The 17555-nt window shown below is 52.6% G+C and carries 17 protein-coding genes and 1 rRNA gene; 8 read left to right on the top strand and 10 right to left on the bottom strand.

Annotation, left to right across the window (positions count from 1 at the left end; genetic code table 11):
- Positions 1–54 precede the first annotated feature (54 nt).
- The 5 genes from rseC to rseD are packed head-to-tail and all read right to left on the bottom strand — an operon-like array spanning position 55 to position 2806.
- Positions 55–534, bottom strand: coding sequence for a SoxR-reducing system protein RseC (rseC, locus tag E2L00_RS15805; protein WP_167613303.1), 480 nt, complete (start codon positions 532–534; stop codon positions 55–57).
- On the bottom strand, positions 531–1487 hold the full coding sequence (rseB, locus tag E2L00_RS15800; RefSeq protein ID WP_167613301.1) for a sigma-E factor regulatory protein RseB: 957 nt from the start codon (positions 1485–1487) through the stop codon (positions 531–533). Before rseB ends, rseC begins: the two co-directional genes overlap by 4 nt.
- Positions 1487–2134 (bottom strand): anti-sigma-E factor RseA, encoded by a 648-nt coding sequence (rseA, locus tag E2L00_RS15795; protein ID WP_167613299.1) that lies wholly within the window; start codon positions 2132–2134, stop codon positions 1487–1489. The genes rseB and rseA overlap by 1 nt, the downstream gene beginning before the upstream one ends.
- A gap of 31 nt (positions 2135–2165) precedes the next feature.
- Positions 2166–2741 (bottom strand): RNA polymerase sigma factor RpoE, encoded by a 576-nt coding sequence (gene rpoE / locus E2L00_RS15790; protein WP_167613297.1) that lies wholly within the window; start codon positions 2739–2741, stop codon positions 2166–2168.
- Positions 2738–2806, bottom strand: a complete 69-nt coding sequence (gene rseD / locus E2L00_RS22015) for a rpoE leader peptide RseD (RefSeq protein ID WP_167613642.1) — start codon at positions 2804–2806, stop codon at positions 2738–2740. The genes rpoE and rseD overlap by 4 nt, the downstream gene beginning before the upstream one ends.
- A gap of 368 nt (positions 2807–3174) precedes the next feature.
- Between rseD and nadB the strand changes: the two genes are divergently transcribed.
- A complete protein-coding gene (nadB, locus tag E2L00_RS15780; RefSeq protein ID WP_167613295.1) occupies positions 3175–4791 on the top strand; it encodes an L-aspartate oxidase in 1617 nt (538 codons plus the stop codon).
- Here nadB and trmN read toward each other — a convergent pair.
- A complete protein-coding gene (gene trmN, locus E2L00_RS15775) occupies positions 4776–5513 on the bottom strand; it encodes a tRNA(1)(Val) (adenine(37)-N(6))-methyltransferase TrmN (RefSeq protein WP_167613293.1) in 738 nt (245 codons plus the stop codon). The two genes, nadB and trmN, sit on opposite strands and share 16 nt — an antisense overlap.
- Before the next feature lie 133 nt (positions 5514–5646).
- Between trmN and srmB the strand changes: the two genes are divergently transcribed.
- On the top strand, positions 5647–6969 hold the full coding sequence (gene srmB / locus E2L00_RS15770) for an ATP-dependent RNA helicase SrmB (RefSeq protein ID WP_167613291.1): 1323 nt from the start codon (positions 5647–5649) through the stop codon (positions 6967–6969).
- A gap of 145 nt (positions 6970–7114) precedes the next feature.
- Here the strand turns inward: srmB and grcA are convergent, their stop codons facing one another.
- Positions 7115–7498, bottom strand: a complete 384-nt coding sequence (gene grcA, locus E2L00_RS15765; protein ID WP_167613289.1) for an autonomous glycyl radical cofactor GrcA — start codon at positions 7496–7498, stop codon at positions 7115–7117.
- Between the two features lie 319 nt (positions 7499–7817).
- Between grcA and ung the strand changes: the two genes are divergently transcribed.
- Positions 7818–8501: a uracil-DNA glycosylase gene (gene ung / locus E2L00_RS15760; protein ID WP_167613287.1), complete on the top strand. Its 684-nt coding sequence runs from the start codon at positions 7818–7820 to the stop codon at positions 8499–8501.
- Between the two features lie 179 nt (positions 8502–8680).
- On the opposite strand, the gene E2L00_RS15755 is transcribed toward ung, so the two are convergent.
- The gene (locus E2L00_RS15755; protein ID WP_167613285.1) at positions 8681–9742 is read right to left on the bottom strand and encodes a tRNA/rRNA methyltransferase; all 1062 of its coding nucleotides are present in this window, start codon (positions 9740–9742) and stop codon (positions 8681–8683) included.
- A 211-nt stretch (positions 9743–9953) separates the two neighbouring features.
- Here E2L00_RS15755 and trxC point away from each other — a divergent pair, with 211 nt between their 5' ends.
- From trxC to E2L00_RS15730, 5 genes are all read left to right on the top strand, one after another.
- Positions 9954–10373, top strand: a complete 420-nt coding sequence (gene trxC, locus E2L00_RS15750) for a thioredoxin TrxC (protein WP_167613283.1) — start codon at positions 9954–9956, stop codon at positions 10371–10373.
- 75 nt (positions 10374–10448) lie between these two features.
- On the top strand, positions 10449–11150 hold the full coding sequence (locus E2L00_RS15745) for a tRNA-uridine aminocarboxypropyltransferase (protein ID WP_167613281.1): 702 nt from the start codon (positions 10449–10451) through the stop codon (positions 11148–11150).
- A 32-nt stretch (positions 11151–11182) separates the two neighbouring features.
- The gene (locus E2L00_RS15740; protein ID WP_167613279.1) at positions 11183–13843 is read left to right on the top strand and encodes a bifunctional acetate--CoA ligase family protein/GNAT family N-acetyltransferase; all 2661 of its coding nucleotides are present in this window, start codon (positions 11183–11185) and stop codon (positions 13841–13843) included.
- 113 nt (positions 13844–13956) lie between these two features.
- A complete protein-coding gene (gene pssA / locus E2L00_RS15735) occupies positions 13957–15312 on the top strand; it encodes a CDP-diacylglycerol--serine O-phosphatidyltransferase (RefSeq protein ID WP_167613640.1) in 1356 nt (451 codons plus the stop codon).
- Positions 15313–15367: 55 nt separating this feature from the next.
- The gene (locus E2L00_RS15730; RefSeq protein ID WP_167613277.1) at positions 15368–15691 is read left to right on the top strand and encodes a YfiM family lipoprotein; all 324 of its coding nucleotides are present in this window, start codon (positions 15368–15370) and stop codon (positions 15689–15691) included.
- Here the strand turns inward: E2L00_RS15730 and E2L00_RS15725 are convergent.
- Complete coding sequence (locus E2L00_RS15725) at positions 15688–16992, bottom strand: MFS transporter (RefSeq protein WP_167613275.1); 1305 nt, start codon at positions 16990–16992, stop codon at positions 15688–15690. The two genes, E2L00_RS15730 and E2L00_RS15725, sit on opposite strands and share 4 nt — an antisense overlap.
- Positions 16993–17312: 320 nt before the next feature.
- Positions 17313–17428, bottom strand: a 5S ribosomal RNA gene (gene rrf, locus E2L00_RS15720).
- Between the last annotated feature and the right edge of the window lie 127 nt (positions 17429–17555).

Genomic DNA, 17555 nt, shown 5'->3' with positions numbered 1-17555 from the left:
GAGAAGAAAAGAGGCCGGGCAGAAGTGTTGCATTGAATAACGGCCAGCAGAATTTTACCGGTCATCTGCGGAAGTGATTGTCTCAACGCGCAGCGCATCCGGAGGCAGCGCAACGCTCAGAATAACGGGCTGCCAGTCTGCACGATGGCTCAGCTTTGCAGAAATGCCGCGAGCCAGAAGAAAACCGCCCATGCCGCCCAGCACCGCGCCGCAAAACGCCGCGAGATCGGAGCCGAATAATCCCTGAAATAGCGCAGCTAGCAGGAAAAGGCCCACCAGCGGAAACATATACACCAGCAGCGCAGAGCCGATCAGGCTGCCTTCGGCAATACCCAGCTCGACTTTCTGCCCTTCTACCAGCGGCTGTTCACTTGCGACCGACAGGAGATGATGATTTTGCGGCCCAAGCTTGTTGAGCAATCTGCTGCCGCAGCCCGCGCGCGATGCGCAACTGTTGCATGACGCTTTTACGTCGCAACGCAGCAGCGCCTCGCCTTTTTCCCAGGAGACAACGGTCGCCCATTCTTTGATCATGGAGCCGTCCTGAATTTGATGCTGTCCGCAATACGTTTGGCCGTTTGCGGCGGTAATTCACCCACGATGGTAATTTCTGTTTTATTACGCACAACAGAGCTAACGGTGCGACGCCCGGTGCGCAGCAGCTGATCGCCGCTGGCAGTACCTGCACGGCTGATATTCACAGAGAAGCTAAACAAGCCATCTGAATAAAGGCGTGACTCAATGGGCACATCAACGGTGGGTAAAGGCCGGCGGCTGCTGGAAACTTCGCTGAAACCTTGCGGCAGCCAGGTTGGTGCCCAGGAGAAGTTGGATTTTTCACCGCCCGGCATGGAAAGCAGCGGCGGCAGGCTCGCTTTGGCAAGCTTTTGCATCATTCCGCTTACCTGTTCATTCACCGAAAATGAAATCACGCGGAACTGCTCCAGCGTTTCACCGTCTCTGTCGAGTAAATCGACGCGTAGCGGCAGCTTAGTTTCGGCGTCCATCCAGACGATGTAACTGTAACGTGTACCGTCACGGGCAACGACGCGGATGACTTCACAAAGCCTGTCGGCAATACGCGTGCGGCCCACGGAGATAAAGTCATAATACGGCGTCAGGCGTTTGAAATCGGTATAGACAATAGAAGGCAGGGAGTCGACGATATAATCCCCGTTCAGCGTGAACGGTTCCAGCCCAGGCTCAAAGTAGCTGATTTCGCTACCGCGCTGGACAACTTCCCGACGAGGGCCATCCATTTGAAGTAATTGTGCAAGCGGTCGGTTATCCAGCCGGGCATGACGATAGCGTAAGGACTCTATCCCCTGCTTATTGATACTGATAAACGCCAACTCATAATTGAGTGACTGACTCGCCTGGTTCATCTGCTGCAACAACGCCCCGGACGAAACGGTATCCGCCGAGGCGCTGGAGGTGAACAACAGGCTGCCCGCCACCAGGGACAGAGCACACCAAAGTTGCTTCATTACTGCGATTGAGTTCCTAAAGTTTGGTTTCCTGGTACTTGCACAGCAGCCTGCTGGGTTTGTGCCTGTTCAAACTGGAGTTGCTCGGCGTGTAAACGACGCTGCAATTCATAATCCTGCAGCATAGCGTTGATACGACGACGCTGTTCCTGCACCTGCTGCTGACCCGTGCTGGCAGTGCTGTCAGACGGTACGCCTAAGCTTACCGGGCTGGCTTTGCCCATCATTGGCAGCGTGTTGAATACCGGTGTTTCCGGCTGCGCAGGATTGTCTGACTGACCGTTATAGTGCTGCACCCCAACGATAACCGCAAGCGATACGCATGCCGCCACTCCCATCTGGGTAAGCTGGCTGGCCCACGGACGCACCTTTTGCCAGAACGGCATTTTCTGCCATTGCTGCGGCTGGGGCTGTTGTTCCGGTATCAGTGGCGTGGCCTGACGCGCTGGTTCATTTTCGATTGCAGCCATAACGTTAGCCGCAATATTAAAATGAAGAATTTCACTGGTATCTCCGCGCATGGTGTCGCGGATTAGGTGGTAGCTCTCCCAGCTATGCTGCAAGTTGTTATCTTTCGATAATGTGTTCAGCAGCTCGCTATCCAGAGTCTCCCCATCCATTAAAGCGGAAAGCTGTTCTTTCTGCATACCTAAATACCCTTCCAGTAACCCGCTATCGTCAACGCCTGATAAGCGGTTGAACTTTATTATCAATAGCTTCCCGCGCGCGGAAAATACGCGATCGCACTGTACCGACCGGGCAGTCCATGATGACGGCTATTTCTTCATAGCTCAAACCATCCAACTCCCGCAGCGTAATGGCCATGCGTAAATCTTCGGGGAGCGACTCAATAGTACGGAAAACTATTTGTCTCAGTTCTTCAGACAACATTAAATTCTCAGGGTTCGAAATTTCTTTCAGCGCGCTGCCGCTTTCGAAGTTTTCAGCATCTATTGCATCCACATCGCTGGACGGAGGACGCCTGCCCTGAGCAACCAGGTAATTTTTCGCCGTGTTGACCGCAATGCGGTACAACCACGTGTAAAACGCGCTATCGCCGCGGAAAGAATCCAGCGCACGATAAGCTTTAATAAAAGCTTCCTGCACCACATCCGGGACATCCCCGGACGGGACATAACGGGAAACCAGGCTCGCCACCTTATGCTGATAACGAATTACCAGTAAATTGAAGGACTTCTGATCTCCTTTCTGGACCCGTTCGACAAGGACCTGATCCGTTAACTGCTCGCTCATCCGAGGTAATGTCTCCCCAAACCTAATTTCCACACGTAATCGAAAAGCCACCCGAACTCTGTAATATGAGCAAGCTCAGGGTTTGAGTGCCCGAAGGGAGCAAAGTTCCGTTACGCCTTTGTTTTTCTGTTCTGTTTCGCGAATTATCTTTTCTTGATTATAAGTTCGGCTACGCAAAACGGTTACGCTCTGTTTTATAAAAAACCACCCGCAGAGCACTACGCAGAGTATCGCACGAAAGGCGATTTTTCATCAGTAAATCTGTAACTAACGCTCGCTTTCGCAAAAATTTTACATTATCTGACGCCTCATGCTTAACGGCATATGAAAAACGCCTGCTGTTTAGTTCATACAACGCGGATAGAAAAAAAACGTGTTGCAACCCACGTCGAGTGCTATGCTGGCCCAACCTTTGTTTAGTAAATTAAACACAATGAACACTCATTCCGAACTTACCTGTGATGTACTGATCGTCGGTAGCGGAGCTGCCGGTCTTTCCCTTGCTTTGCGACTCGCCCAAAGCTGCAACGTAATTGTTCTGAGTAAGGGCCCGGTTAACGAAGGGTCCACCTTTTATGCTCAGGGCGGAATTGCAGCGGTGTTCGATGAAACCGATAGCATCGACTCGCACGTGGAAGATACGCTTATTGCAGGCGCAGGAATTTGTGACCGCGAGGCGGTGGAGTTTGTTGCAGGCAACGCGCGCCACTGCGTGCAATGGCTCATCGATCAGGGCGTGCTATTCGATACAGAAATTCAGGCAAATGGGTCAGAGAACTATCACCTGACCCGAGAAGGCGGCCACAGTCACCGCCGTATCCTGCATGCAGCCGATGCGACCGGTAAAGCAGTGGAAACCACGCTGGTCGGTAAGGCGCTGAGCCACCCGAACATCCGCATCATTGAGCGCAGTAACGCGGTCGACCTTATTGTCTCTGATAAAATTGGCCTGCCGGGCACCCGCCGCGTCGTCGGTGCATGGGTCTGGAATCGTAATCGCGAGAAAGTAGAAACCTGCCGCGCGAAGGCCGTTGTGCTGGCGACCGGCGGTGCTTCGAAAGTTTATCAATATACGACTAACCCGGATATTTCTTCCGGCGACGGTATCGCCATGGCCTGGCGCGCAGGCTGCCGCGTAGCGAATCTGGAGTTTAATCAGTTCCATCCGACGGCCCTTTTTCATCCGCAGGCGCGTAACTTCCTGCTGACAGAAGCACTACGAGGCGAAGGTGCTTATCTCAAGCGTCCTGATGGCACTCGTTTTATGCCCGATTTTGATGAGCGCGGCGAGCTTGCCCCACGCGATATTGTCGCCCGCGCTATCGACCACGAGATGAAGCGTCTCGGTGCAGACTGCATGTATCTCGATATCAGCCACAAGCCGGAAGCGTTCGTCCGTCATCATTTCCCGACCATCTATGAAAAACTGCTGGGGCTGGGAATCGATTTGACTAAAGAACCGGTGCCCGTTGTTCCCGCTGCGCATTATACCTGCGGCGGCGTGATGATTGACGAGAACGGACGCACGGACGTTGACGGCCTGTACGCCATCGGTGAAGTAACCTATACCGGCCTGCATGGGGCTAACCGTATGGCCTCGAATTCCCTGCTGGAGTGCCTGGTTTACGGCTGGTCCGCTGCGGAAGATATCATTAAGCGCATGCCTTTCGCCCGCGAAACGAAATCCCTGCCGGACTGGGATGACAGCCGGGTAGACAACCCGGACGAGCAGGTTGTTATTCAACATAACTGGCACGAGCTGCGATTATTTATGTGGGATTATGTAGGTATTGTGCGTACCACGCGCCGCCTGGAGCGCGCTTTGCGCCGCATCACCATGCTGCAACAAGAGATCGATGAGTATTACGCGCACTTCCGGGTTTCCAACAATCTGCTGGAACTGCGAAACCTTGTGCAGGTAGCGGAGCTGATTGTGCGCTGCGCGATGATGCGTAAAGAGAGCCGGGGATTACACTACACGCTCGACTATCCGAATCTTGCAGAACAATCGGGGCCGAGCATCCTTTCTCCGCTTCACATAAATAAATAGAAATCCTGGGTCAGACCGCAGTAACCTTCGGACCAGGTCTGGTCTGGCCCACGAATAACCAGGCGCTCGGTAAAATATTCACCGTCAGTTGGCGAGAGCGCAAGCATCACACGATGAGGTAAACGGGTTTCATTATCTGCAACGTCCGTGCGATAGCGCACAAACCATCCCTGCGTTTTAGCCAGCTCCGTAAAGGCTGTACCCGCCGTTTCAGGCATGATCACACAGAAAAAACCGTCTTCGGTAATTAGCTGCGCCGCACTGCTCAGCAACGCGCTATGATCAAGCGTTGTGGTGTAGCGAGCCTGCGCGCGTTCAGGTGAAGCACAGGCGCTTCCCTGCTCGAAGAAAGGTGGGTTGCTGACGATAAGGGAATAACGTTTTGTCGCCTGCTGCGCCCATTGGCGAATATCCGCACAATGCACGTTTATACGGGACGCCCAACGGCAGCCGCTGGCGTTTTCTGCCGCCTGTTCAGCCGCGATGGGATCGAGTTCCACGGCATCGATGGTGACATTATCAGGCGTGCGTTGCGCAAGCATCAGCGCCAGCAAACCGCTTCCCGTGCCAATGTCCAGCACGCTTTTAACGTTGGCGACCGGAGCCCAGGCGCCGAGTAAAGTACCGTCCGTACCAACCTTCATCGCACAGCGATCGTGGGCGATAAAAAACTGCTTAAATGTGAATCCGTCACGACGCAAATGCGCTTTCTGCCTGGACATCTTATTAACCCTGTAAAGAAACCGCAGTAGCATAAGTGAAACTCGATGCCAGGAAAAGCATCACTTAGATACACTAACAGATGAAGATCGCAGCCATAACGTCTATAATCGGCGCCCCACATAGAGGTAGACCATGACTGTAAGCACTTTTTCCGAACTCGAACTAGACGAAAGCCTTTTGGACGCGCTCCAGGATAAGGGCTTCACTCGCCCGACAGCCATTCAGGCTGCCGCCATTCCTCCTGCGCTTGAGGGGCGTGATGTTCTGGGTTCCGCACCAACGGGTACCGGTAAAACGGCGGCCTATCTGCTGCCAGTGTTACAGCATTTGATCGACTTCCCGCGCAAGAAATCCGGCCCGCCGCGCATTTTGATCGTTACGCCAACTCGCGAGCTGGCAATGCAGGTAGCGGATCACGCCCGTGAGCTGGCGAAACATACGCATCTTGATATCGCCACTATCACCGGCGGCGTAGCTTATATGAACCATGCTGAAGTCTTCAGCGAGAACCAGGATATCGTGGTCGCCACCACCGGCCGCCTGCTGCAATACATCAAAGAAGAAAACTTTGACTGCCGCGCGGTAGAGACGCTGATTCTGGATGAAGCCGATCGCATGCTGGATCTGGGTTTCGCACAGGATATTGAAACTATCGCCGCCGAAACTCGCTGGCGTAAACAGACCATGCTTTTCTCCGCCACGCTTGAAGGCGATGCGATTAAGAATTTTGCAGAACGTCTGCTGGAAGATCCAGTTGAGGTTTCCGCTACGCCGTCCACTCGCGAGCGTAAGAAAATCCACCAGTGGTATTACCGTGCCGATGACGTGGTGCATAAAACTGCGCTGCTGGTGAACCTGCTGCAACAGCCGGACGCGACGCGCTCCATCGTATTTGTTCGTAAGCGCGAGCGCGTGCATGAGCTGGTAGCATGGCTGCGTGAAGCGGGTATTAATACCTGCTATCTCGAAGGTGAAATGGTGCAAATGAAACGCACCGAGGCTATCAAACGTTTGACCGATGGACGCGTCAACGTGCTGATTGCCACGGACGTTGCTGCGCGCGGTATCGATATTCCAGACGTGAGTCACGTGTTCAACTTTGATATGCCGCGCACAGCCGATACTTATTTACACCGTATCGGTCGTACCGGGCGTGCAGGCCTTAAAGGCACGGCAATTTCTCTGGTTGAAGCTCACGATCATCTGCTGCTGGGCAAAATTACTCGCTACATGAATGAGCCGTTAAAATCACGAGTCATTGATGAGCTGCGCCCAACGACTCGCGCGCCAAGTGAAAAACTCACCGGCAAGCCATCGAAGAAAGTGCTTGCGAAGCGTGAAGAGAAAAAGAAAGACGAGAAAGAAAAGCCGCGCGTGAAAGTTCGTCACCGCGATAAGAAAAACGTTGGCAAGCGCCGTAAGCCGAGCGCCGCGAAATCTGAGTCTGCGGAATAATTCAGCAGTAAAACAAAAAACCGTCTCTCCGGAGGCGGTTTTTTTATAAATTGAGTCCGGGATTTGGCCGTTTTAGCCCAAAATTCTGTCGAACCGACAAAAAAGCCGACGCATCGCTGAGCCGGCTTTTGCATTCTTTACGTGATTACAGGCTTTCAGTGAAAGTACGAGCGATCACGTCGCGCTGTTGTTCTGGCGTCAGGGAGTTGAAACGCACGGCATAACCAGAAACACGGATAGTCAGCTGCGGGTATTTCTCCGGATGCTCAACGGCATCCTGCAGCGTTTCACGACGTAGCACATTCACGTTCAGGTGCTGGCCGCCTTCCACACGGACCTCAGGTTTTACTTCCAGCGGAATTTCGCGATACTCAAACTGTCCGAGTTTGCTTACGGCCACCACTTCATCTTCTGAAAAGCCCGCTTTCGCACATACACAACGTGCTTCGCCTTTTTCGCTGTCGAGCAGCCAGAAAGAGTGCAGTAGTTCGTCGTTTGCAGCTTTTGTAATCTGGATACCAGTAATCATTTTATATCTCCCTGTGGGCTAGTTTTGCTGATTCTTTTGAGCCGCGTTCTGGCTCATTGGTAAAACCTTTATTGCGCTGATGATCTGTATACCAGCCCCGCCGACTGCAAACTTTGATTTAAGTCAATAAAATCCATATAGTAAACATGGTTATATTTGCATTTATTTGTTTTACATCAACTTAGCCACAACGCGTGGGATTAAAAATTTTGTAAAGTTTCAAATTTTGTTGTGCTACTCGCCCAGCGGGGCGCTGTGAATTTTGCTAAGAAGAAAGAAGCGGTTAAGCTATCAGTATAACGATGCGCAGGAGAGCGACATGACCACCTCACTTACATGGCACGACGTGCTGGCCGAAGAAAAGCAGCAACCCTATTTCGTTAACACGCTTAACACCGTGGCCGATGAACGTGCGGCAGGCGTCACCGTCTATCCGCCGCAAAAAGATGTGTTCAATGCCTTTCGCTTTACGGAGCTTGGCGATGTAAAAGTGGTGATCCTTGGACAAGACCCCTACCACGGCCCGGGCCAGGCACACGGTCTGGCTTTCTCCGTGCTTCCCGGCGTTGCTGTTCCTCCGTCGCTCAGCAATATATACAAAGAGCTGCAAAATAATTTCCCGGATTTTGTGCGGCCCGATCATGGATATCTGGAAAGCTGGGCACGCCAGGGCGTGATGCTGCTTAACACGGTGTTAACCGTTGAGGCCGGCAAGGCGCACTCGCATGCACGTCTGGGGTGGGAAACGTTCACTGATAAGGTGATTGAGCTGATTAATCAGCACCTTGAAGGAGTTGTGTTTCTTTTGTGGGGATCCCACGCGCAGAAGAAAGGCAGCATTATCGATCGCAAACGCCATTATGTTTTGCAGGCGCCGCATCCTTCGCCGCTTTCCGCTCACCGCGGGTTCCTCGGCTGCGGGCATTTTGCTAAAGCCAATGAATATCTCATTGAACGTGGTCTCACGCCGATAGACTGGTCGCCGAAGCTTCCGGATCGGTAAGCATAAAAAAGCCAGCTTTATTAAGCTGGCTGAGCCTGATGACAAACTTTCAACCAACACAGGTTGAACCTATACCGTCGAATAAAAAATAAGGAAAATCAATTCATTGATTTTCGGCTGATAAACACAAAGAAGGAACAACCACGCTTTTTCCTTCTTTGTCAGCAAGCTAAGCCCGATTACGCTTTATTCTGACGCCACCATTCGGCGAGCAACACGCCGGTTGCCACAGAAACGTTCAGGCTTTCTACGTTGCCGGTTCCGTCGATAGCAATACTCATATCGGCATTTTCAAAGGTGGCTTCCGTTACGCCTTCGCGTTCCTGGCCCAGCACCAGCACCATTTTCTTCGGTAGCTCAGCTTTAAACAGCGGCGTTCCTTGATGACTGGAAGTGGTGACAATGGCATATCCCGCTTTGCGGAATTGCTCCAGACCTTCAGTAAAGGTATCACCGCTGATAGCCTGAACGTGCTCCGCCCCACCTTCTGCCGTACGCACCGCAGCACCGGATTCCAGCAGCGAAGCATCCTGCACCAGCAGGCCTTTCACGCCGAAATGCGCACAGCTACGCATAATGCCGCCGAGGTTATGCGGGTTGCCGATGTCTTCCAGCGCCAGAACACAATCGTCCTCGCCTGCTTTAGATAGCCAGCTCTGCACGCTAATTCCGCTGCGTTTTTTGATCAGGAAGCAAACACCGCCGTGGTGCTCGGTACCGGATGCTTTAGCCAGCTCCGCATCGTCTACGACATGGTAGGCTTTGCGGTTGGCGGCCATCCAGCGCAGCGCTTCTTTGAAACGCGGCGTGACGCTCTGGATGAACCAGGCGCGTACGATACAGTCCGGACGGCTCTGGAACAGCGCCTGGCAAGCATTTTCACCGTAAACGCGGGTTTCTTCTGCGCGCTGACGGCGGATAACTTCCGGGTCGACAAAGCTCTTAACGCTGCTGCCGTCCTGATCCGGCGTTGTTGATTCTTCAACACGTGGGGCACGGGAAACCGTACGCCATGGTGAATCACCGCGATCTTCACGATCGACACTACGACCCCATTCGCGCCCGGCGCCAGGCTTATCATCGCGACGTGGGCGACGTCCGCCCTCACCACGTGACGGAGCTGACGCACGCCCACCACCTTTACCAGTACGCGGGTTTTGGCTGCGCTTTTCGCTGTCATCGTCACTGCGGACATACATCACTTTGACCTTGCCGCTTTTGCTTTTAAATTCGTCGTTCATTCTTCTCTCCACCTGGCTGAGCGCGTGGCGCGCAGATTACCCGATGTGGCACCGCTTAGCCATTAACTTTGCTCAAAAGCTAATAACTATTGTAACCATCGAATAAATCGCTTTGTTGACACCGGATTAATCCCCGATACTCTTTAACATATTAGAAACATTATCGGTTATTTACGCCGATCTCCTGACATCACACCTTTAGAGGTTAGTTATGAATACCGTTTGTGCCGCCTGCCAGGCTATTAATCGCATTCCTGACGACCGTATTGACGACGTTGCAAAATGTGGACGCTGCGGCCACGAACTCTTCGATGGCGAGGTCATTAACGCAACCAGCGAAACGCTGGATCGGCTGCTGAAAGACGATCTGCCGGTCGTCGTTGATTTCTGGGCGCCCTGGTGCGGCCCGTGCGTTAACTTCGCCCCTATTTTTGAAGACGTAGCCGAAGAACGTAGCGGCAAGGTTCGCTTTGTTAAGGTCAATACTGAAGCAGAACCGGCCCTGAGCGCGCGTTTCCGTATTCGCAGCATTCCGACCATTATGATCTTTAAGCAAGGTGAGATGGTGGATATGTTAAACGGAGCCATGCCGAAGGCGCCGTTCGACGGCTGGCTGAACGAAAATATCTGACCATTAAAGCGGGCGCGAATGTTGTGCTCCCCTTGACTATCTACGTTAGAATGGCGTTTTTACTTACGTATCCTGATGACTGAAAACGCTGTTCTTCGTCTTCGCGCTGAACGTCTGGCGCGCGCTACCCGCCCGTTTCTTGCCCGTGGTAACCGTATACGCCGTTGCCAGCGTTGCCTTTTGCCGCTGAAGCTTTGCCTGTGCGATACGCTGCAACCGCAGCCTGCGCGGAGCCGATTTTGTCTGGTAATGTTCGATACGGAGCCAATGAAGCCAAGCAATACCGGCCGCCTGATCGCCGATATTCTTCCTGATACGGCTGCGTTTCAATGGTCGCGTACCCATCCCCCGCGGGCGCTGCTCGATCTGGTCGCCGATCCCGGCTACCAGCCGATGGTCGTTTTCCCCGCCTCATATGCCGATAAAGACAGAACGGTGCTGACAACGCCACCGCTTTCCGGCAAGCCGCCGCTGTTTATCATGCTGGACGGAACCTGGACCGAAGCACGCAAAATGTTCCGTAAAAGCCCCTGGCTTGATGCATTACCCGTTATCTCCGTAGATTTGAGTATCGCATCGGCTTACCGGCTGCGCGTTGCCAGCGTGGACGGGCAATACTGCACCGCAGAAGTTGCGGCGGCGCTTCTTGAGCAGGCCGGAGATAACCAGGCCGCTTTTGGCCTGACGGGCCATTTCACCTTATTCCGCGAGCGTTACCTGGCAGGTAAACCCCATCATCAGGCTAGCGTCACAGCAGCGGAGCCAGAAAGCGTTTAAACTCACGTAGATATGTCTCAGGGGAGAGAGCAATGAGTCAACGTGGGCTGGAGGCGCTGCTGCGCCCCAAATCGATCGCCGTTATTGGGGCCTCAGCGAAAACCGATCGCGCCGGTTTTTTGATGATGCGTAACCTGCTGGCCGGGGGATTTAATGGTCCCGTTATGCCGGTTACGCCGGGCTATCAGGCCGTTTGCGGCGTCCTTGCCTGGCCTGATATTCCCAGCCTGCCTTTCCCACCCGATCTCGCCGTAATTTGTACGCATTCAAAACGCAACCTTGGGCTACTGCAGGCTCTCGGCGAAAAGGGCTGTAAGGCGTGCATTATTCTCTCTGCTTCGCCGGAACAACTGCCTGAGCTATTAGCCTGTGCGAACCGCTGGCAGATACGATTACTTGGTCCAAACAGCCTGGGCTTGCTTGCGCCGTGGCAAGGTCTGAACGCCAGTTTTTCCCCGGTTCCCATTCTGAAAGGCAAACTGGCGTTCATTTCCCAATCCGCAGCCGTGTCTAACACCATTCTGGACTGGGCGCAGCAGCGCGAAATGGGCTTCTCCTGGTTTATCGCGCTTGGTGATAGTCTGGATATCGACGTGGATGAATTGCTCGACTATCTGGCGCGCGATACCAAAACCAGTGCGATTTTGCTTTACCTCGAACACCTCAGCGATGCGCGTCGTTTTGTTTCAGCCGCGCGAAGCGCTTCACGCAATAAACCTGTTCTGGTGATTAAAAGCGGCCGTAGCGCCAAAGCGCAGGCTTTGCTGAAAACGCATCCCGGTCTGGATTCAGCCTGGGATGCGGCGATTCAACGCGCCGGCCTGCTGCGCGTGCAGGATACGCATGAACTGTTTTCCGCAGTAGAAACCCTGAGCCATATGCGCCCGCTTCGCGGCGAGAGATTAATGATTATCAGTAACGGAGCGGCTCCTGCTGCTCTCGCGTTGGATGAGTTATGGCGTCGTAATGGCAAACTGGCTTCATTAAATGAAGAAACGCTGGCGAAGTTGCAAAGTGTCTTACCCGTTAGCGTCGAAAGCGGCAATCCTCTGGATTTACGTGACGATGCAACGCCCGATCGCTATCTGCACGCTGCTGAAGCGCTGCTCGATAGCCAGAACCTTGATGCATTAATGATTATTCACGCTCCCAGCGCTGCGGCTCCCGGAACAGAAAGCGCGGCTAAGTTAATTGAATTACTGCGCCGCCATCCGCGGGGGAAATACGTCACAATAATAACCAACTGGTGCGGCGAATTTTCTTCCCAGGAAGCACGGCGGCTTTTCAGCGATGCGGGCATACCTACTTATCGCACCCCTGAAGGCACGGTTACGGCGTTCATGCATATGGTTGAATACCGCAGAAACCAGAAGCAGCTGCGCGAAACCCCTGCCCTGCCAGCCAACCTTGCGGCCAACGCCAGCGATGCACATCGACTTATTCAACAAGCCGTACAGGAAGGAGCGACGTCACTTGATACTCACGAAGTGCAGCCAATTTTACAGGCGTATGGCCTGAATACGCTGCCGACCTGGATTGCTGGCGACAGTGCCGAAGCGGTGCATATCGCTGAGCAAATTGGTTACCCGGTGGCGTTAAAATTACGCTCGCCGGATATCCCGCACAAATCGGAAGTCCAGGGCGTTATGCTTTATTTACGCACCGCCAGCGAGGTACAGCAGGCTGCAAACGCCATCATCGATCGTGTGAAAATGACCTGGCCGCAGGCGCGTATACACGGCTTATTAGTGCAAAGCATGGCAAACCGCGCAGGAGCTCAGGAACTACGCGTGGTGGTGGAACAGGATCCGGTATTCGGTCCGCTGATTATGCTCGGTGAGGGCGGCATTGAGTGGCGGCCAGACCAGCAGGCCGTCGTCGCTCTGCCTCCGCTCAATATGAACCTCGCCCGCTACCTGGTTATTCAGGCGATAAAAAGCGGCAAGATCCGCGGCCGCAGCGCCCTGCGCCCGCTTGATATCGCCGGCATCAGTCAGGTACTGGTGCAGGTTTCTGACCTGATCGTGGATTGCCCGGAGATCCATCGGCTGGATATTCACCCTCTGCTGGCTTCAGGAAATGAGTTCACTTTACTGGATGTTACGTTGCAACTCGCACCTTTCGAAGGCGATCCTGACGCACGACTTGCTGTACGCCCTTATCCGCACCAACTGGAAGAAAAAGTTGTTCTCAAGGATGGCAAGAGCTGTCTGTTCCGTCCGATCCTTCCTGAAGATGAACCTGAGCTTCAGCAGTTTATAGCTCAGGTAACCAAAGAAGATCTTTATTATCGATATTTCAGCGAGATAAACGAATTTACCCACGAAGATTTAGCCAATATGACCCAGATCGACTACGATCGGGAAATGGCCTTTGTTGCGGTGCGACGGCAGGACAACCGGGATGAAATTCTCGGTGTAACGCGAGCCATTTCAGACCCCGATAATATTGACGCCGAGTTTGCCGTGCTGGTGCGGTCTGATTTAAAAGGCCTGGGGCTGGGCCGTCGATTAATGGAAAAGCTGATTGCCTATACGCGCGATCACGGCCTGCAAAGGCTAAACGGCATCACTATGCCGAATAATCGGGGCATGGTTACGCTTGCCAGAAAACTGGGCTTTGAAGTCGACATACAGCTTGAAGATGGTATCGTTAGCCTGACTTTGCCTCTGGTGAAAAGCGCGGGCTTGTGAGTAAGGCACTGGAAAACTTACTCACTTTGCGAAGCAGTAGTGGTATTATCAGCAAGTTCTGACGTCTGGATTTTGCAGAGGCCATCCAATGAATAGAGAAGATATGCACTGTGATGTTGTCTAAATTTAAGCGTAATAAACATCAACAACACCTTGCCCAATTGCCAAAGCTTTCTCAATCAGTTGATGATGTAAAGACCCTTTTTTCCCCTGCGGATTTCCGCGAAACCTTGCTGCAAAAAATTGCCAGCGCAACGCACCGCGTTTGTATTGTCGCGCTGTACCTGGAGCAGGATGATGCCGGCAACGGTATCCTTTCCGCGCTTTATGAAGCAAAGCAAAAACGTCCGGAAATTGAAATAACGGTTTTAGTCGACTGGCACCGCGCGCAACGTGGCCGTATCGGCGTGGCCGCAACTAATACTAATGCTGACTGGTATCACAGCATGTCAGAGCAATATCCTGGTGTAGATATTCCTGTGTATGGTGTGCCCGTTAACACTCGTGAAGCGCTTGGCGTATTACATTTTAAAGGCTTTATCATTGATAACTGCGTCATCTACAGCGGCGCCAGCCTGAACGACGTTTACCTTCATCAGCATGACAAATATCGTTACGATCGTTATCAAATCGTCGGTAACCCACGGCTTGCAGATGTGATGTATGCCTGGGTGAATCAGTATCTGGTTCACGGCCGCGCCGTGCATCGTCTCGATGTCCCGCATCGTCCAAAGAGCCCGGAAATCAAAAACGAAATTCGCCTGTACCGCCAGGAACTACGCGACGCCACTTTCCATTTCCAGGGCAATGCCGACAACGAGCAGCTTTCCGTTACGCCGCTGGTCGGGCTTGGCAAATCCAGCTTGCTCAATAAAACCATTTTCCATCTGATGCCGTGTACAGAGCAAAAGCTGGTTATCTGTACGCCATATTTCAACCTGCCAGCGGTGCTGGTGCGTAATATTATTCAGCTTCTGCGCGATGGCAAACAGGTAGAAATTATCGTTGGCGACAAAACCGCTAATGACTTTTATATCCCGGAAGATCAGCCGTTTAAGATCATCGGGGCCCTGCCTTATTTATACGAAATCAATCTGCGTCGCTTCCTGAGCCGCCTGCAGTATTACGTAAATAGCGGGCAACTGATCGTCCGCCTGTGGAAGGACGAAGATAACAGCTATCATCTGAAAGGCATGTGGGTTGATGACGAATGGATGCTGCTTACCGGAAATAATCTAAACCCGCGAGCGTGGCGTTTAGATCTGGAAAACGCACTTTTGATCCACGATCCGAAACAAGAGCTGGCACCGCTTCGCCTTCGCGAGCTGGAACTGATCCGTACCCACACAACGGTAGTACAGCACTACCGCGATCTGCAAAGCATTGCCGAGTATCCGGTAAAAGTCCGTAAGCTGATTCGACGCTTGCGCCGTATTCGAATCGACAGGCTGATAAGCCGTATTCTCTGATTCATCTATAATTAAGGCCCTGCTTCGCAGGGCTTTTTTATGTGTGAGAGTGAATATGCAAAGGATAATCTTACCGGCAATATTTTTGTTAAGCGGCTGCAGCCATATGGCTCAGGATCGCTGGCATGGTCAGGACAAAGCTCAACATTTTATCGCGTCGGCTATGCTTGCCGCAGCAGGCAATGAGTATGGGCAGCGGCAGGACTGGAGCAATTCACGCAGCGCAAACTTTGGGTTCCTGTTTTCCGTCAGCCTGGGAGCCACGAAAGAACTGTGGGATAGCCGTGAGGCGGGAAGCGGCTGGAGCTGGAAAGACCTTTCCTGGGATATAGCCGGTGCGGCCACCGGCTATGCTTTCTGGCAGCTAGCCGAGCACTAAAGTTTGATACCTTTTCCTTTCCGATGCAGCATCAGCGATACCAGGAAAGCCACTGCGCCCATTGTTGAAACGTACCAGAAAAATGCAGTTTCGATCCCAAAAGATTTAAGCGAAAGCGCAACGTATTCTGCCGAGCCGCCGAAGAATGCATTGGCCACAGCATAAGAAAGACCGACGCCCAGCGCGCGAACCTCAGGCGGGAACATCTCAGCTTTCAGGATCCCGCTTATCGAAGTGTAAAAACTCACGATTAGCATCGCCAGCATGACCAGGCCAAACGCCGCGTAGGGCGAGCTGATATTTTGTAAGGCAGTCAGGATAGGTACAGTCAGAATTGCGGCAAGACTCCCGAAACAAAGCATTGAGGTGCGGCGACCAATTCTGTCCGAAAGCGCGCCAAAGAGCGGCTGCATGAGCATAAAAATGAACAGCGCAAAGGTCATGATGCCGCTTGCCACGTTGGCATGCATACCCGCAGTATTCACCAGATATTTCTGCATGTAGGTTGTGAAGGTATAAAAGCTTAGCGAGCCAGCAGCGGTAAAACCGAGGACCATCATAAAGGCGCGGCGATTCTTCCATAGCCCACCAAGCGTGCCTGCGTCTTTATGCTCGCGAGTTGCTTTATCCGACGTTTCATCCAGAGATCGGCGCAGATACAGGGCAACAACAGCTAACACGGCACCGATAGCGAAAGGTATTCGCCAGCCCCAGCTACGCAACTCGCCCTCACTTAAAACCTGCTGCAGCACAACTACGACCAGTAAAGCCAAAAGTTGTCCTCCGATTAGCGTCACATACTGAAATGACGCATAAAAACCTTTTCGTCCTTCAACGGCGACTTCACTCATATAGGTCGCACTCGTACCGTATTCACCGCCAACGGATAATCCCTGGAACAAGCGCGCCAGCAAGAGAAGCCCGGGCGCCCAAGTGCCAATGGCTTCGTAGCCAGGCAGGCAGGCAATAACCAGTGAACCGAAGCACATCATACAAACGGAAATCAGCATTGATGATTTCCGTCCGTGCTTATCCGCAATATAACCAAAAAGCCAGCCGCCAATTGGGCGCATCAAAAAACCGGCGGCAAAGACGCCGGCGGTCTGAAGAAGCTGAGTGGTTGTATTCCCCGAAGGGAAAAAGATGTGCGCAAAATAAAGCGAACAGAACGAGTAGACGTAAAAATCGAACCATTCGACGAGATTACCCGATGATGCTCCTACAATTGCCCAAATACGCCGACGGGTATCCGAACCGGTAAGAGCAGCTTTTTCTTCATGCGTGGTTGCTGCCTCTGTCATTTTCTAATCTCCTGTCTTCCTGAAAGAGCAAAAAGTCCCGAATACAGTAAAACAGCCTTCTTAAAAATGTTATTGAAAACGGAATTAATTGTATCGATAGGGTTAGAAATTGTGAGCTTGCTATGCATTTTGATGAAACAAACTGGGATTTCAGATATTCGAAATTCGGTACGATGAAGTTCAATGAGGGATGGGGAGATTAAGCGTAGTTTGACAGGAAGGAAACAAGGGGCGCCCCGCCTGCTGGCAGGATAGTTTTTCGTAAATCGCAGACAGCAAAAGGCCCTGCACTTGCGTGCAGGGCCTGTCACTGATTTGGAGCCTGGCAGTTCCCTACTCTCGCATGGGGAGACCCCACACTACCATCGGCGCTACGGCGTTTCACTTCTGAGTTCGGCATGGGATCAGGTGGGACCACCGCGCTGTTGCCGCCAGGCATATTCTGTTTCATTAACCGTCATTCTCATGACCATCAATGTTTAATCTCGGAATTCAGCTGAAAATTAAATTATCGTCTCTCACCAAAACACCTTCGGTGTTGTAAGGTTAAGCCTCACGGAGGA

It is taken from the genome of Cedecea colo, from assembly GCF_011808225.1.
GTDB classification, from domain to species: domain Bacteria; phylum Pseudomonadota; class Gammaproteobacteria; order Enterobacterales; family Enterobacteriaceae; genus Dryocola; species Dryocola colo.
The sequence above is the reverse complement of the archived record's forward strand: the minus strand, read 5'-3'. Positions and strand labels throughout refer to the sequence as shown.